The following is a 16,607-nucleotide window of genomic DNA, read 5'->3' as shown; positions in this document are numbered from 1 at the left end:
GCCGCGGCGGCGCGGGTCGCGCGCAGCCGACGCGCGAAAGCGATCCTCGACCAGTCCGACCGGACCCGGTTCGGGATGACCAGCTCCGCCGCCCTCGAACAGGCCGAAGCGGCTGGGGTCGCGATGGATACCGAGCTCGCCTCCGGCTACCGCGCCCACCGGCTCTCAGGGCTGGTCACCTTGTCCGCCGACAGCAGCAGCGGACTCGACGACGCCGGGCGGGTGCTGCGGCAGGCGGCCGCGGTGTGCCGGGTCGAGATTCGTCCGCTCCACGGCCAGCACGACTTGGCCGTGGCGGCGACCGTCCCGCTGTGCCGGCTGCGCACTCGGGGCTCGGCGTGAGCGAGGTCGGGCGGGAGGACCGCCTCGCCGCGATCCATGCCCAGCTTCAGGAGCAGGTGGAACGACTCAGCGGGTCTGAGCAGTGGCGCACCATGCTGAGTGTTGCGGCGCGCTTCCACAGCTACTCACCGAACAATGTGCTGTTGATCGCCGCGCAACGCCCCGAAGCCACCAGGGTCGCGGGCTACCGGGCCTGGGCTCAGCTGGGTCGGCAGGTCCGCAAAGGTGAGCACGGCATCGCGATCCTCGCCCCGATGTTGCGCCGCCACGACCCCGTCGACACCACCACACCCAACCGCGACGGACATGAGCCGTCACCGGAAGGCGGCGGGGCGCGCCGGGTGCTGGCCGGGTTTCGGGTCACCCACGTGTTCGACATCGCCCAGACCGACGGGCCGGACCTCCCGGACCTGCACCCGGTGTTGCTCGAGGGCGCGTCTCCGCTCGGGCTGTGGTCGGACCTCTACGACCAGGTCGAAGCCGCCGGCTACGAGATCGACTACGCCGACCTCGGCCAGGCCAACGGGATCACCGACTTCGCGAACCGCAAGGTGCTGTTGCACTCGGCGCGCTCCGGCGCGCAGCTCACGAAGACTGTCGCGCACGAGCTCGCCCACATCGATCTGCACGCCCCCGATGTCCGCCCCGACGGGATGACCCGCGACCGCGCCGAGGTCGAAGCGGAGTCTGTCGCCTACGTCGTGACCGCCGCGCACGGACTGTCCACCGAGGACTACAGCGTCCCGTATGTCACCGGTTGGGCTGGCGGAAACACTGAGCTGCTCGCGCAGACCGCGACCAGGGTGCTCGCGACTGCCCGGCTGATCCTGCACGCCGCCCCACCACCCAAGCTTGGCGCGGATCTGCCTGTGGCGCTGGACCGGTCACTGACCCCGACGCTGGGCCGGCCGGCGACCGAGGCGCAACGCCCGGTCGGGCAGGGGATGTCGCGGTGAGCCGGCTGCTTCGGCTGCCCGCCATCACCCTCACCACCCGGCACTCCGCTGTCGCCTACCCGTGGCAACACAACCAGACCGTCCCGAAGGCCGGGGTGCCGATCGGGCTGAACGCGCTGGCTGGCCATCAGCTGTTCTGTTACGACCCGTGGGCCTGCTACGCCACCGGTGCGGTGACCAGCCCGAACATGCTTGTCGCCGGGCAACTCGGCAAAGGGAAGAGCGCGCTGGTCAAGACCTATCTCCACCGCCAGCTCGCCACCGGCCGGCAGGCCTACGTGCTGGACCCGAAAGGCGAGTACGCGTCCCTCGCCGAGGCCTGCGGCCTGACCCGGGTCGCGCTGCGTCCGGGCGGTGTCGAGCGGCTTAACCCGCTCGACCCGCCGCCGGGCGCTGTCAGCCGCGAGCAGATCACCACCTCCCGCGCGACGGTGGTCGCGGCGCTGGCCGGGTGCGGACTTGGCCGCCCGCTGACAGGAGAGGAGCACGTCGCGGTCACCGCCGCGATCCGCCCGCTTGACCATCACGTCGCGACCCTCGGCGACGTCGCCGCCGCGCTGCTGCATCCGACTGGCGCGATGGCCGCGGAGACCTCCACCACTCCGACCGCGTTGGCGGCTGCGATCCGACCGGTCGCCCTTGAGCTGCACCGGCTGCTGTCCGGGGACCTCGCCGGGATGATCGACCAGCCCACCACCGTTCACCTTGACCCGCACGGCCCCGGTGTGGTGATCGACTTGTCCCACGTCGCGGGCAGCGCCGCGCAAGCCGCGGTCATGGTGTGCGCCGGCGCGTGGTTGGCCGCGACGATCGACACCGCCACCGACACGCGACGGCTGCTGCTTGTCGACGAAGCATGGGCGCTGCTCGCCAACACCGCCACCACCCGCTGGCTGCAGCAGGTCAGCAAGCTCGCTCGCGCTCGCGGCGTGCAGCTGATCACGGTGATCCACCGGCTGTCCGACCTCGCCGCGCAAGCCGACGCCGGTACGGCAACCCGCGCCCAAGCCGAAGGACTGCTCGCGGATGCGGACACCCGCGTGATCTACGGGCAGGTTCCCGGCGAGCGGAGGCTCGCCGCGATCCTGCTCGGCCTCAACGAGGTGGAAGCCGACCAGGTGTGCCGCCTCGCCCCCCACCGGGCGCTGTGGCGGGTCGGGGAGCACACCGCCCTCGTCGACCACGTCCTCACCCGCGGCGAACTCAGCCTGGTGGATACCGACGCCCGGATGACGCCATGACCGGCCGGCGCCTCGCGCTCCTCGCCGTTGGAGCAGTGACGGTCGCCCTGCTGGCGTTGCTGGCCCGCCCGCTGCTGCCTCACCACACCACATCGGTCTCGTCGGTCAGGCGCACTGTTAGGCCACCGTCCGGCGTCGCGTTGGTCGCACTGCGCGCCGCCCGCGAAGACCTGCGCTGCACGAGCGGCCCGCGGCCGGCAACCGGCCGCGGGTGTGGCCATTTCGATGTGACCCGCCACGAGACCACCTGCGTCACCCCGGCCCGCTGCGAGGTGGAGCTCCTCGGCGCGCTGCACACCGGCAGGCTGAGCGTGCCGGCCGCGTTGTCCGTCACCCTCACTCGCCCCGGCAGCGCCTGGCGGGTCGTGGAGGTGTCCTCGTGAGCGGGCTGGCCGCGAAAGTCACGGGCGTCCTGGCCGCCGGTGTCGCCGGGACGGTCGGGATCGCCGCGGTCGGGTTGCAAGCGATCGCCGCGCCGACGTTGACCCCAACCGAGGTCGCGACCAGCCAGATCCCGCCGGGCTACCTCGCGCTGTACCAGTCAGCAGCCGAGGTGTGCGCGCTGCCGTGGCCGATCCTCGCCGCCGTCGGGCAGGTCGAGTCCGACCAAGGCCGCGACACCAGCACATCGGCGACAGGTGCGGTAGGGCCGATGCAGTTCGAACCCGCCACCTGGACGCGGTGGGGCGTCGACGGCGATGGCGACGGCCATAAGGACCCCCGGGACCCGGCGGACGCGATCCCCGCCGCGGCGGACTACCTGTGCGCGCTCGGCGTCACCCGCAACCCCCACGACGCCCTCGTCGCCTACAACTGCGGCAACACCGCCCCGGCCTGCCAAACCGCGTCCGCCGGCTATGCCGCGACCGTGCTCGCGATCGCCGCCAGCTACGCCACCACGACCGCGACCTCACCGGTCGCGACCGAGGCGGTGCAGGTCGCGCTCGCCCAGCTCGGCACTCCTTATCTATGGGGCGGTGAAAGCAGCGCCGGGTTCGACTGCTCCGGACTGGTCCAGTACGCCTACGCCAAAGCCGGTCTCGCGCTGCCCCGCACCGCCCAAGACCAGTACGACGCCACCACGCATCTGCCGGCGGGCAGCGAGCTGGCGCCGGGGGACCTGGTGTTCTTCGGCGCCAACGATCGTGCGGTCGACCACGTCGGGATCGCGCTCGGGGATGGTCGGATGATCGACGCCCCGCACACCGGCGCCGATGTGCGCCTCGACACCATCCCCGCCACCGTCGGTGCGGCCTACGGCACGCTCACCTACCTCGGCGCTACCCGCCCGACCGCCGAGCCGTCATGAGCGGCAACGCTCGCGGGTCGATGCTGGCCGACACCGAACCGTTGGAGCTTGTCGTCGCCGGCGCTCTCGCGTCCGTCGCGCTTATAGGTGGCGTCGGGTGGCTGGTCGCGCAGACCGCTGCCACCGTCACCGGCGGGCACCTCACCTTGTCGCTGGCACAGTCGATCCGCGGGCTGATCGGCTGGCACCGACACCTCAGCGACCCGCGCCGGGCGTTCCCGCTGTCTGCCCGCCGCGCCCTGCCCGGCCCTGCGTTGATGTATCTGGCGGTTGGGGTTGTCGTGGCGGTGGTCGTGGTCGGTGTGCTGGTGGTCATCCGGATCACCGGACGGGTGCGCACGTCGCGGCGTCGCGGCTACGCCACCGGCGCGGAGATCCGCCGTGCCCTGTCCCGCACCGCCGCTGCCCGTCGTGGTCTTCCCGGCGGACGGTCGCGCCGGCGGCGCAGCGTCATCGCCCTCGGCGTTGACCTGCGCACCCGCCAGCCGCTGTTCGGTGCTGCAGAGGACTCCTACCTCTACCTTGGCCCCCCACGGTCCGGCAAAGGCGTGCATCTGATTATCCCGCAGACCATCGACGCCCCCGGCGCCGCGCTGGTCACCGCCACCCGGCCCGACACCCTGCGCCACACCCTCACCCTGCGAGCCGCCCACGGCCCGGTGATGGTTTTCGACCCGCAACACCTCGCCGGCGACAGCGTGCCCAGGCTGCGCTGGGCGCCGCAGCACGGCTGCACCGACCCGCTCACCGCGATCAGCCGCGCCCGCGCCCTGGCCGCCGGCGCCCAACTCTCCCCGGCCTCGGTGACCGACGCCGCGTTCTGGCAGGGCATGACCGAAGCCGTCCTGCGCTGCTACCTGCATGCCGCCGCCCTCGACGGGCGGTCCATGCGCGACGTGCTCACCTGGACCGCCCGTCCTGCCGACCCCACCCCCGTCCGGATCCTGCGCACCAACCCCGACGCCGCCCCCGGCTGGGTCGAAGAGCTCACTGCACAAGCCGCCGCCGACCCCCGCCAACGCGACTCGGTCTGGGCCGGCGTGCGCCGCGCGGTGGACTCCCTCGCCGACCCGCGCGTCCTCGACTCCTGCTCCCCACCCGAGGGCGACGCCATCGACCTCACCGGGTTCCTACACGACCACGGCACCTTGTATCTGTTGGGTACGACCGGCGCGCAGCTCACCGTCGCGCCGCTGGTCACCGCGCTGGTCGAGGCGCTGCTTGAGGTCGCCCGCACCACCGCAGGCGCCAGCACCGACGGGTTCCTCGACCCTGGGCTGACACTGCTCCTGGATGAGGCAGCGAACATCGCGCCGATCCCGTCACTGCCCAACCTGCTCGCCGACGGCGGCGGATCAGGGATTACCGCCATCTGTGTGCTGCAGTCCTTGGCGCAAGCCCGCGCCCGCTGGGGACAGGCCGGCGCCGACGCCATGTGGGACGCCGCCACCACCAAAGTCATCCTCGGCGGGCTCGCCCACGCCGAGGACCTCCAACGCATCAGCCAGCTCGCCGGCGACATCGACGACCCCGTCGCCACGCGCACCCACGGCTCCGGCGGTGCTTCCACCTCCGTCGCGCCGCGCCGTCTGCCCGCACTGCCAGCCCAAGCGGTGCGGACCCTGCCACCCGGGCACGCGCTGATCCTCGCCCGACGCACCCCACCCGTCGAGGCTTGTCTCACCCCATGGTGGAACGGCCCCCACGCCCACGCCATCTGCGCTGGTCTCACCGCGCCTACTCCAGTGGCGGTGTCGTGACCGACCTGCGGCAGCTCGAAGCCGACCTCGCCCAGCTCCGCGAAGACGTCGACTACCTCACCCTGCTCCTCGAACCCCGCCTCACCGACCCCGGCATCGCCGCGGCGGGCGACCCCGGTCTGTTCCCCGCCACCCCGGCACTCGGCGCACCTGCACCATCACCGTCCGCGGTGTCCGCGCACGTCTGGCACGCCCTCACCGCCACCGAAGCCGCCCGCGCCTGGACCAGCCTCACCGGCTGGGTCGACTGGCTCCTCGACCGCTACCACCTCGAGGAGACCGTGCCCGAGTGCTGGTATCGCCACGACCCCATGATCGACGAGCTCGACGCGCTCCGTGCCGCGTGGACCGCCGCCTACCTCGACCCCAATGCCCGCCCCGATGAGCCGGGCCATTGGCTCGACCGCCTCGACCGCACGCTGATCCGACTGCGGGGCTGGGACCGCTACGGCTGCACCGCCGGCACCCACCACGACGAAGTCCACCCGGCACCGAGCGAGCAGGCGCGTCACGACCGCGAGCGGCATCTGTTCGCCGACCTCGACGCGCGTGCCCGCGCCCGCCGCGAAGCCGCCACCCCCACCGACGCATAGTCCTGACGCCGCCTCCGACCCGCTCCCCACAGCCGGCCGAGCCGTCCACATCCCGACCGACGGCGACCGCGGCACTCCGCTTCGTCGATTAGCCGTAGCTGCATCAACCAGGCCTGACGAGCCCCACGCCACGTGGCGGTTCCTCGGGTCCTCCCACCCTGGAGGTGCCAGATGCAGGAAGAACCCCGCGCCAGCAACAGCCAGCCCCGCACCGTCGTGCTCAGCGACTTCATCCTCGAGCTGCGTGGCCCGGCCAACCTCAGCGCCGTTGCGGTCGCCGCTCAGTGTGACGTCCTCGAATCCGAGCTCCGGCGCCTCGCCGCCACCCTGCGCACCCGAGGGCTGCACGTCACCACCAGCTTCACCTGACACCGACGCGGCCCGGCCTGGTCCACCCGACGGGACGGGCCAGGCCGGAACCCGTCCACTGACCTTGAGGGCAGCGGATCCCTCGCGGTGGTACGCCGAGCGGTACGCAAACCGGTACGTCTCGGGGTACACCCCCGACGTGTGATCCCTCCGGCAGCACATCAATCTGGCGGAAGGACCAACCATGAACTACTTCGACAGCGGCGACGGCAACCCCGCCGGCTCGATCGCCTACTACCGCGACCACCGCCACGAACTCGGCACCATCATCGCCGCCGAGATCAGCTTCCCAGGACTGTCCGAGCACTACCCGTACTGTTTCGAGCTGCGCGACGACCAAGGCAACCGGATGTTCCTGTCCGGCCTGACCGCCGGCTACCCCGGCGAGGCCCCCCGCGCCGCCATGGAAACCCTCATCGACGCCGGGTTCGGTGTCGCCGACGCCGAACGTGTCTTCCGCGACCGGCAGGTGCTGCTGCGCCAACCGACCTGGCCGCCCGACCCGGACCTTCCGCCATCGCATGTCAGATGTGATGCGTCGCGCGGTGACGCGGTAGTGGCGCGCGGCCGATGAGCGCGCCCACCGCTGGCACCGCACTCGCGACGCCGGCGTCGGAGGCGCAGGGTCTGCTCGAGCGCCCCACTGTTCCGATGGACACGGCCGCGGTCACGCAATCGGTACGGGACCTCCTGGGGGACGCCCCGGGGGCGTCAGCCAACTGTGATTCCTCGTCGACGACTGACTCATACGTAAGGAGTGACCGCGCATGGCCGGCCCTGAGCGTCTAACGATGACCGTCGAGGAGGCCGCGCAAGTGCTCGGCATCTCGCGCAACTCCGCATTCCGGGCGGTGCGTAGTGGTGAACTACCTGCAGTCCGGATAGGCCGGCGACTACTAATCCCGCTGGCCCAAGTCACGGCGCTGCTTGGCGCGGAGCCCCGTGAGCGACATCGGACATAGCGGACTCCCGCTCGAGGCGAGAAGCTCCAGCGGACTCTCTGGCTTCCCAGCTTGTGCCGGGCGTGCCGTCGTCCGAGGCCTGCCACGCGTAATTGCAGGACTGGCAGAGCAGGTCTGCCGTGCCGCCCGCTCATCGCCGGCAGATGAAGGAGGTCCGTGATCTTGTGCCTACTCGGCTGACCGACCCGCATCCCCAGGTCGCATGTCGGGGGTGCTTTCTGTCGCATCCACGCCATACGGTGGACACCACACGACACCGAACTGGGGCCATCTCCGTGCGTGACGCGATCTACCTCGACTACAACGCCAGCACGCCCATCGACGGCGCTGTGCTGGACGTCATGCAGCCGTGGCTGACCAGCGCGTTCGCGAACCCGGCGAGTCATCATCTACCGGGCCGAATGGCGCACGCCGCGGTCGACGACGCGCGCGCACGGCTGGCTGAGCTCGTCGGTGCGCGCCCGGGCGAGATCGTCTTCACGTCAGGTGCCACCGAGGCGAACAACCTTGCGCTTCTCGGCGCGCTCTCCGCATTGCCGGACAATCGGCGTCGGATCATTGCTCCCCTGACGGAGCACAAGGCGGTGCTGGAACCGCTGACCTGGGCCCAAGATCACGGTTACAAGATCGAGCTTCTTCCGGTCGCCCCGGACGGGCTGCTCGACCTTGATCAACTCGCGGCGACACTCGGGGACGACATTGGTCTCGTGACCGTGATGCTCGCCAACAACGAATCCGGGGTCATCCAGCCACTCGCCCGCATCAACGAACTCGCCCACCAGGCGGGTGCGATCACCCACACCGACGCGACGCAGGCGGCAGGCAGGCTCGCGATCGACCTCGACGCGCTCGACGTCGATATGGCGTCCTTCAGCGGTCACAAGATGTATGGCCCCAAGGGCGTCGGCGCGCTGTATATCCGCCGCGGCATCCGCATCGAGCCGCTGATGCACGGAGGCGGCCACGAGCGCGGACTGCGACCGGGCACGCTCAACGTCCCCGCCATCGTGGGCATGGGCGCTGCTGCCGCCATCGCGAGGACGCGGCTGGCGGCCGACGTCCAGCATTTCGCTGAGCTGATCGACCATCTGCACGACAAACTCGTGATCGCCGGATGCGCGCCGATCGACATCGTCTCGCCGTCATCCGGAGCAGCCGGCCCACCGCGACTCGCCAACACCCGGAACTGGCGATTCGCCGGAGCCGACGCGGACGCCGTTATAGCTAACGCGCCGACGCTCGCGCTGTCGTCGGGCAGCGCGTGCACCTCGAGCGTTCCCGGACCGTCGCATGTCCTGCGCGCGATGCTCGCTGACGACGAAGCCGCATCCGAGTGCGTGCGCATCAGCGTCGGCCGACCGACCACGCGATCCGAGATCGCCGAGGCGGCGGCGCTCCTCGCGGCCGCGGTGAACCGGGTCCGGGATCTCACGCACCCGGACATCCCGACCGATGCCACGGCCGCGACGACGCCCGCCGGCGCGTTGGCATGAGACTCGAGGCAAGCGCGACTCCCGCTTTCGCGCGGCACGAATCATTTCACCCTAGGTATGGGTGGATGAAGAAGGCCGTGGACGGCGCGACCGCCGACCCGCGCATGTTCACGCGAGACGACGCCGTTGTCCAACTCGGTGTTGGCAAGAACATGGTGCGCTCGATCAGGTTCTGGGGTCTCGCGACCAAGCTGCTGACCCAGGAAGCCGATCCAGAACGCCTGCGCATGCCCAAAACTGTGCCCTCGCGCATCGGCGTCACGCTGTTCGGTGGCGACGGCTGGGATCCGTATTGCGAGGACCGGGCCACGCTGTGGCTGCTCCACTGGTGGCTGTTGGCGCCGCCGTCACTCGCGCCCGCATGGTGGGTGACGTTCCACGAATTTCCTGCGCTGGACTTCGGCGACGACGATCTGCGAGCGTTCGTCTCCGAATTCGTCGATGGCGTCAGCGACTGGGACGACGTGCACTCCGGCTCGTTGAAGAAGGACATCGACTGCCTGCTCCGGATGTATACGGCCGAAGCCGAAGGTGGCCGGCCAACCTCCGATGACCTGGTTGATTGCCCGTTCCGCGAACTCGGCCTGCTGCGCCCCGGCACGGGCAGGCGCCGCTACCGATTCGTCTCGTCGCGCAAACCCGGCCTGCCGTCCGCGGTCGTGCTCTTCGCCGCGTTGGATTTCGTCGCCCGAACCGACACGACCGCGCGGACCGTGACGATGTCGCGACTGGCGACCGAGCCTGGCGGACCGGGCCGTGCATTCCGAATCAGCGAACAGTCCCTGATTGAACACATCGAACAGGCGCTGCCCCTCAGCGGCCCCCGGTGCCGGCTCATCACGACGACTGGCGTCACCCAGCTGACGTTCGACGGCGATCCGGCCGCGATCGCGACCAAGGTTCTGCACGCGCACTACCTCCACGTAAACCCGGACGCGCAACCGGCGGAGACGCCAATCGCGGGAACCGCCGGCGACGAACCCGCGAGCATCGTCACGGCGAGTTCGAGCCGCGGCAAGGCGAAGGTGGCAGGATGACCCCCGCCAAGCATTCGATGCTGGACTTCCGCGCGCCGAAGCCACGGTTCGCACGGTCGATCAACGTCGAGCGTGACGCGGGCAGCGAGTCGATCGAAAGCTATCTCCCGGTCGCGCGTGCCATCGACACCGTCCACCGGCTCGCCGTCAGCTTGAGCCGCAACGACGTCGAACGCGCGCTTTCCGTGACCGGGCCCTACGGTTCTGGCAAGTCCAGCCTCGCCATCCTCATCGACGCGTTGCTCGGACCTACCGGCGATCGCGCACGCGTTGCCGCTGACGACCTGCTCTTCAACGCCGACCCGGACACGGCCCGCCTGCTCGTGGCCGCGCGCCGCGACATGAATGCGGACCGGGACGGCTTCATCCGCTGCCTCGTCACCGCACAACGCGAGCCGGTCGCTCTGACGGTTGTGCGAGCCTTGCGCTCCGGCATCGAACGGTTCCCGGCGCGAACGCAGCGCGCGGAGTTCGCCGGCTTGGGTCGACGCCTCGACCAACTCCAGCGGCAAGCGACGGCAGGCACGCCCCGTCACATCGAGGCGCGTGAGATCAAGGCGTGCTTGCAGACGATGACCGAGGCAGCGCCGGTGCTGATTGTCATCGACGAGTTCGGCAAGAACCTCGAAGCATTCGCCGACTCGCGCAGCGACGCCGATCTGTTCCTACTGCAGGACCTCGCGGAATGGACTCGGGGCGAGCGGGCGCTTCCGCTCGTCCTCGTGACGATGCAGCACATGGCATTCGACGACTACGCGCTAGGAGCGACCGCTGCGCATCGCCGCGAATGGGCGAAGATCCAGGGACGCTTCGAAGACGTTCCGTTCGTTGACAGTCCGGCGCAAACACGGACCCTGATCGCTGCGGCGTTCAACGACTCTTCCAACCGCGCGTTCACGCAGCGAACGGCTCGCTGGGCCGCCGATCAGGCGGCACGCGCGAGGCTTGCCGGGCTCGGTGACCTTGCGGACGACGCGGTTCTCGCACGCACTTGGCCCCTACATCCTCTCGCGCTGCTCGTGCTCCCTGAACTGTGCCAACGCTACGGACAGAACGAACGCACGCTGTTTTCGTTCCTGGCCGGCAGCGAGCCGAAAGGCATTCACTCCTGGTTGAAGGACACGGCCCTTCCCGCGGGCGACGATGAGCTGCCGTGCGTGCGACTCGACCGCCTCTACGGCTACTTCCTCGAGTCCGCTTCGACCCTCGCCTCCGTGTCGAGCGCAGCGAGCCGCTGGCTGGAGGTCGACACCCGAATCCGGGATGCCCACGGGCTCGACGCCGCGCAGCGTCGTGTCGTGCGCACAGTCGGTCTGCTCAACCTCGTCGCGTCGGGCGGCGCGCTGCGCGCGTCGAAACAGATCGTCGCGTGGTCCGCTGCGGACGGCGCGCCGGGAACGCAAGACGCCAAGGCGGTGGAACGTCGCCTGAAAGAGCTCGAAGCGCTCGGTCTGATCACCTTCCGCGACTTTGCCGATGAGTACCGGGTCTGGCAAGGCAGCGACTTCGACCTCAAGAACGCCATCGACCAGGCGCGGCGCCGGCTGCGCGGCGAGTCCGTCGCCACGCTGCTCGAACGCATTCGTCCGCTGCCTCCGCTCGTCGCCGGCCGTCACAGTCACGAGACGGGGACGCTGCGCACCTTCACCCGGCACTGGGTCGACGGGCAAAGCCGTGTCACCCCCGCGACGTCGGCCGACCGCTGCGACGGAAGCGTTCTCTATGCCCTCAGCCCGCTCCCGCGCGACGTCATCGAAAGCCGCGCAAGCGCCAAGCCTGTCGTCATCGTCACCGCACGCAACGTCGGCGCGGTCACGGAGGCCGCGATCGAGGCGGCTGCGCTCGGCGACGTGCTCAGCAGCAACGATCCCGTCGCTGGCATCGACTGGGTCGCTCAGCGGGAACTCGAGGAGCGGCTCGCCGAAGCGGTCACGACCCTCGACGCCGCCTTCGAATCCGTCTTCGGACCCGCTGCGAAGGGCAATCGCTGGTCCCTGCTCGGCGATAACGGGCAGTCAACGGTGATCGACGCCCCAGCGGGCTCGGCCGCGCTGTCGTGGGTAGCGGACGACGTCTACTCCAAGGCGCCACGGGTCCGCAACGACTTGATCAACCGTCATGAGCTGTCCTCGCAGGCCGCCAAGGCGCGCCGGGAGCTGCTGGAGGCGATGCTCAGCGACGCCGAGGCGCCGCGGCTCGGCATCGAGGGCTTCGGCCCCGAGCGCGCGATGTACGAGGCGATTCTCAACGACACGGGCATGCACCGTCAGGACGGCGACTCGTGGCGGTTCGCGCAGCCCACGTCGCGCTCCGGGTACAAGCCAGTGTGGGACGCGATCGTGCGCACGTTCAACCAGGCGACGACGGGACGAGTGGCGCTCGATGAGCTGTTCGACCGGCTCGCCGCTCCCCCGTACGGCTTGCGCGCCGGACTCGCGCCGGTCCTGTTCACCGCGGCGTTGCTCGTCCACGGTGAACAGGTCGCCCTCTACGAACACGGCACGTTCCGGCCCGCTGTTACTCCCGAGGTTCTCGAACGACTCGTCCGCAATCCCGCGCACTTCCAGATCAAGCACTTCGCGAGCCGCTCCGGCGGACGACAAGCCCTCATTGAAAAGCTCCCCGCGCGGTTGCCCGCAACGCTCACCGGCACCGGCTTCCGCAGCGGCGGCGTCCTCGCCGTCGTGGCGCAACTGATGCAGGTCGTCGCAGTCGCTCCCGAGCACATCCGCAAGACCCGACACTTGAGCGACGCGACGCTGCGATTCCGGCAGGCGCTCGAAGCCGCGACCGAGCCTGACGAGCTGCTGTTCCGCGCTCTCCCCGCCGCGTTCGATCTGCCGCCCCTAGATCCCGGCGCGTCCTACACCCCGCGGCAATTAACAGCGCTGACCGATCAGATCGTGGCGGCGGTCACCGAAATCCAGAACTCGTATCCCGCACTCCTCGACGAAATCCGCGGCCGCATCAGCGACGTGTGCGGAGTGCCACGCGAGCGTCTGCGGGCGAACCTCGCCGAGCGAGGAGCCTTGCTCGTCGGCAAGGTCATCCAGCCGCGGATGCGGGCCTTCCTGTCGGCGATCACATCCGAAACCGGCGACGACGACAACAACTGGACCGAGTACGTCGCGATGACCGTCTCGGAACTGCCGCCGCAGACGTGGACCGACGACGACCGCGTCGGGTTCTTCAGTGCCCTGCGAGAGATCGGCGGCACGTTCCGCCGCCTCGAAGCTCTCAACCACGATCATCTCGCCAGCCAGCAGGACGGCTTCGAAGCCATGCGCGTCACGGTGACGCTGCCCGACGGAGCGGAGAGCGCCCGCGTTGTGTGGGTCGATGAGCATCAGCGGATCGCCATCGCCACGGAAGTCGACGCGTTGATCGCCCGTGTCGCGACCCGCCTCGGCTCCGACGGCCTGGCTGAAGACACCGTGCTCGCACTGCTCGCCAGCCGGCAAACGCACACTGCAGGGAGCGCTGCCACGCCAGCTACCGACGCCACCAAGAAGAACGTGAACGCACGAAGGGTGCGCAAGTGAGACACGTCTGTGGAATCTCCGGGGGGAAGGATTCCAGCGCACTCGCGATCTACCTGCGCGACCGAGTGCCCGACCTGGAATACTTCTTCTGCGATACCGGCGCCGAACTGCCGGAGACTTACGAGTTCCTGAACCGCCTCGAAGTCGCGCTCGGCAAGCCGATCGAACGCATCAACGCTCAACGCGGGTTCGATCACTGGTTCGAGGTGTACCGCGGGACGCTGCCATCGCCGCAAATGCGGTGGTGCACCCGCCAGATGAAAATCAAACCCTTGGAAGAGTGGATCGGCGACGCCCCCGCGACGTCCTACATCGCGATCCGCAGCGATGAACGCAACCGCAAAGGCTATGTCTCCACCAAACCCAACATCACCGCGGTCTTTCCGTTCCTCGACGACGACATCGACCACGACGGCGTGATGCGCATCCTGTCCGACGCCGGTATCGGGCTGCCGTTGTATTACGAATGGCGAACCCGATCCGGGTGCTACTTCTGCTTCTACCAGCGAAAGGCCGAATGGGTCGGGCTGCATGACCGTCACCCGGAGCTGTGGGAGCGAGCAGTCGCCATCGAGCAGAAGATGCTCAAAGACGCGGGCGTCGACGGCGACGCCGACTTCGGTGATCGCGCCATGCGCAGTCGGGCCTACACCTGGTCAGGCGGTGAGACACTGAGCGAACTTCTCGCACGCCGCGACGAGATTCTCGAACGACACCGTGCCGCGATGGAGCGTGCGAGCCAGTCCCGTCGCAACATTCCACTGATTGAGGTCTTGTCGTCTGCTTTGGATAGCGACGACGACACGCCGGCGTGCACCGTTTGCGCGCTGTGAGCGAAGCAGCAGGCGGACTTTCGGAAGCACTCGCGGACGCGCTTCCTGTCTATGAAATCCCTGACGATGATCTCGTCGGCGAGGTTCTGGTGCCGGCCATGAACGTCAGCACCTCCGTCCGCATAGGCGCGGGCTTCTTCAGCTCGCACTGCTTGGCGCAGATCGCGCCGGGTCTTGCCTCGTTCATTGCGAGCAGCTCTAAGCCGCTCGAACTACTCGTGAGCCCTGAGATCAGTGCCGAGGACAGAGACGCGATCGACCGAGGCGTGTCCAACCCGGTGGGGGTCATCGAGCAGACAGCGACGCGTCTGCTCGCCGATGCACAGCTCTCGCCGTCCGCGCTCGTACGGCACACCCTCGACTGCCTGTCCTACCTCGTCGCGAGCGACCGACTCGAGCTGCGGTTCGTGCTCATGCAACGCGGGATGTACCACAAGAAGATGTGGCTGTTCTACGACGGCAACGCATGGGGCGCGGTTCATGGTTCCGGCAACGCCACAACGCGCGGCCTACTGGTCAACGGCGAGCAGATGACCGTCGACCGCCCCTGGATGGACGGTCAGTCCGTGACGAAGCGCGTTGAGCTGCTGGTGAGCCAATGGGACCGCCAATGGAACAACGAAAACCCCAACTCGCTCACGCTGCTGGCACCGCAGGGCCTGCGATTCGCCGGGCGTCACGGCAACGAGATGCAGGTCCCCACTGTCCGGGACTTCTGGGATGCCTGGCGGGCTGATCACGAAGCCGGCCTAGAGCCGGACCTGCCGCCGAACTACCGCTCCGCTCCCGCCCACGTGCTCCAAATTCCGGCGGGGATGGAATGGCGGACCGGTCCGTTCCGACACCAAGGCAGGGCCGTCGACGCCTACTTCGAGGCGAACGGCCGCGGGGTCCTCGAGATCGCGACCGGCGGAGGCAAGACCCGAACCGCACTTATCTGCGCGACGGAGACGCAGGAGCGTCATCAAGGCCCCATGCTGCTGCTGATCCTGGTCCCCTCCACACCGCTCATGACCCAGTGGGCCGACGATCTCCGAGAGTTCGGGATAGAGCCCCTGCTGCCGAGCAAGTGGTCTCCAGATAGCCGCCGGGTTCGCTTTGAAGAGGTTCGCGCCGGCCTGGCCGGCGGCGAGCGACGCACCGAGGTACTCATTGCAACTAACCAACTGTTCGCACAAGACGAGTCGCTGCGAGCGCTCATCGACGAACTAGCAGCAGATACGGCGACCATGCTCGTCGGCGACGAGATGCACAACCTCGGCACACCCACGTTCCTGAACAATCTCCCGGAACGATTCGACACCCGGCTTGGACTGTCCGCGACGCCAGTCCGCCAATACGACCCCGACGGGACCGACAAGCTGTTCGACTTTTTCGGCCAGCCAGTCTTCGACTTCAGCCTCGCCGACGCGATCGCGGCCGGTTGCCTCACCCGCTACCGGTACTTCTTGCACGAGGTCCGGCTGGCCGACGACGAGATGAACAAGTACACCGAGCTGTGCGAGGAATTGAAGGCCGCCGGCTTCCGCCTCGAAGACGACGGCCGCACGGTTGTGTCCAATCCGAAGATCGAGAGGCTGCTCCGCGAACGACGGGCGGTGCTCGAGCAAGCATCCGGAAAGATCGACCAGCTAGAACTGCTGTTGCAGGAGCACGGTGCGAGCAATGTCCAGCGCACGCTGATCTACACCTCGGCGAAGCCGACGATCCTCGGCAGCACTCGCCAGATTGAGGAAGTCAACGAGCTGCTATCGCGCCTCGGAATCATCTCCCACCAGTTCACCAACGCAGAGACCTCGCGCGCGGATGCGAAGAAGCTGCTCGACCGCTTCGGGCAGGGCGACTACCAGGTGCTGACTGCGATGAAGGTCCTCGACGAAGGCATCGACATCCCGCAGACCGACACGGCATATCTCCTAGCGTCGAGCACGGTGTACCGAGAGTGGGTGCAGCGCAGGGGCCGCATCCTGCGCAAGGCGCCCGGCAAGGAAGTCGCCACCCTGCATGACTTTCTCGTCATCCCGCCGGACCCAGGCTCGGACCACGGCAAGGCGATCCTGCGCGGCGAGCTGCGTCGCGCTGAGGAGTTCGCGAGCCTCGCCGTCAACGAGTGGTCGAACGACGGACCGCGCCAGATACTGTCGAAGTACGACTGACCTAACGGGGAGAC

The 16,607-nt window shown here is 68.9% G+C and carries 15 protein-coding genes; all 15 read left to right on the top strand.

The window, feature by feature from the left end; genetic code table 11:
• The coding region (locus tag VG899_13820; protein ID HWA67433.1) for a hypothetical protein at positions 1 to 342 on the top strand (342 nt) is incomplete at its 5' end.
• Positions 312 to 1,298 (top strand): ArdC family protein, encoded by a 987-nt coding sequence (locus VG899_13815; GenBank protein HWA67432.1) that lies wholly within the window; start codon positions 312 to 314, stop codon positions 1,296 to 1,298. The genes VG899_13820 and VG899_13815, both read left to right, overlap by 31 nt.
• Entirely contained in the window at positions 1,295 to 2,539 is a 1,245-nt protein-coding gene (locus VG899_13810; GenBank protein ID HWA67431.1) for a hypothetical protein, read from the top strand. Before VG899_13815 ends, VG899_13810 begins: the two co-directional genes overlap by 4 nt.
• Positions 2,536 to 2,922 (top strand): hypothetical protein, encoded by a 387-nt coding sequence (locus tag VG899_13805; protein ID HWA67430.1) that lies wholly within the window; start codon positions 2,536 to 2,538, stop codon positions 2,920 to 2,922. The genes VG899_13810 and VG899_13805 overlap by 4 nt, the downstream gene beginning before the upstream one ends.
• Positions 2,919 to 3,848 carry a bifunctional lytic transglycosylase/C40 family peptidase gene (locus VG899_13800; protein HWA67429.1) on the top strand — a complete coding sequence of 310 codons (930 nt, stop codon included), beginning with the start codon at positions 2,919 to 2,921 and terminating at the stop codon, positions 3,846 to 3,848. The genes VG899_13805 and VG899_13800 overlap by 4 nt, the downstream gene beginning before the upstream one ends.
• The gene (locus VG899_13795) at positions 3,845 to 5,608 is read left to right on the top strand and encodes a TraM recognition domain-containing protein (GenBank protein ID HWA67428.1); all 1,764 of its coding nucleotides are present in this window, start codon (positions 3,845 to 3,847) and stop codon (positions 5,606 to 5,608) included. The genes VG899_13800 and VG899_13795 overlap by 4 nt, the downstream gene beginning before the upstream one ends.
• Positions 5,605 to 6,201 carry a hypothetical protein gene (locus tag VG899_13790; GenBank protein HWA67427.1) on the top strand — a complete coding sequence of 199 codons (597 nt, stop codon included), beginning with the start codon at positions 5,605 to 5,607 and terminating at the stop codon, positions 6,199 to 6,201. Before VG899_13795 ends, VG899_13790 begins: the two co-directional genes overlap by 4 nt.
• 171 nt (positions 6,202 to 6,372) lie before the next feature.
• Positions 6,373 to 6,570, top strand: a complete 198-nt coding sequence (locus VG899_13785; protein HWA67426.1) for a hypothetical protein — start codon at positions 6,373 to 6,375, stop codon at positions 6,568 to 6,570.
• Positions 6,571 to 6,754: 184 nt separating this feature from the next.
• Positions 6,755 to 7,144, top strand: coding sequence for a hypothetical protein (locus tag VG899_13780; GenBank protein ID HWA67425.1), 390 nt, complete (start codon positions 6,755 to 6,757; stop codon positions 7,142 to 7,144).
• A gap of 193 nt (positions 7,145 to 7,337) precedes the next feature.
• Positions 7,338 to 7,532: a helix-turn-helix domain-containing protein gene (locus tag VG899_13775; protein HWA67424.1), complete on the top strand. Its 195-nt coding sequence runs from the start codon at positions 7,338 to 7,340 to the stop codon at positions 7,530 to 7,532.
• Between the two features lie 143 nt (positions 7,533 to 7,675).
• The gene (locus VG899_13770) at positions 7,676 to 9,025 is read left to right on the top strand and encodes a cysteine desulfurase family protein (GenBank protein HWA67423.1); all 1,350 of its coding nucleotides are present in this window, start codon (positions 7,676 to 7,678) and stop codon (positions 9,023 to 9,025) included.
• Complete coding sequence (locus VG899_13765) at positions 9,022 to 10,062, top strand: DUF4007 family protein (protein HWA67422.1); 1,041 nt, start codon at positions 9,022 to 9,024, stop codon at positions 10,060 to 10,062. The genes VG899_13770 and VG899_13765 overlap by 4 nt, the downstream gene beginning before the upstream one ends.
• Complete coding sequence (locus tag VG899_13760; GenBank protein HWA67421.1) at positions 10,059 to 13,604, top strand: hypothetical protein; 3,546 nt, start codon at positions 10,059 to 10,061, stop codon at positions 13,602 to 13,604. The genes VG899_13765 and VG899_13760 overlap by 4 nt, the downstream gene beginning before the upstream one ends.
• Positions 13,601 to 14,437, top strand: a complete 837-nt coding sequence (locus VG899_13755) for a phosphoadenosine phosphosulfate reductase family protein (protein ID HWA67420.1) — start codon at positions 13,601 to 13,603, stop codon at positions 14,435 to 14,437. The genes VG899_13760 and VG899_13755 overlap by 4 nt, the downstream gene beginning before the upstream one ends.
• Positions 14,434 to 16,593 carry a DEAD/DEAH box helicase family protein gene (locus VG899_13750; protein HWA67419.1) on the top strand — a complete coding sequence of 720 codons (2,160 nt, stop codon included), beginning with the start codon at positions 14,434 to 14,436 and terminating at the stop codon, positions 16,591 to 16,593. Before VG899_13755 ends, VG899_13750 begins: the two co-directional genes overlap by 4 nt.
• Positions 16,594 to 16,607 lie beyond the last annotated feature (14 nt).

The organism is Mycobacteriales bacterium (genome assembly GCA_035550055.1).
Taxonomy (GTDB): domain Bacteria; phylum Actinomycetota; class Actinomycetes; order JAFAQI01; family JAFAQI01; genus DASZTV01.
The sequence above is the reverse complement of the archived record's forward strand: the minus strand, read 5'-3'. Positions and strand labels throughout refer to the sequence as shown.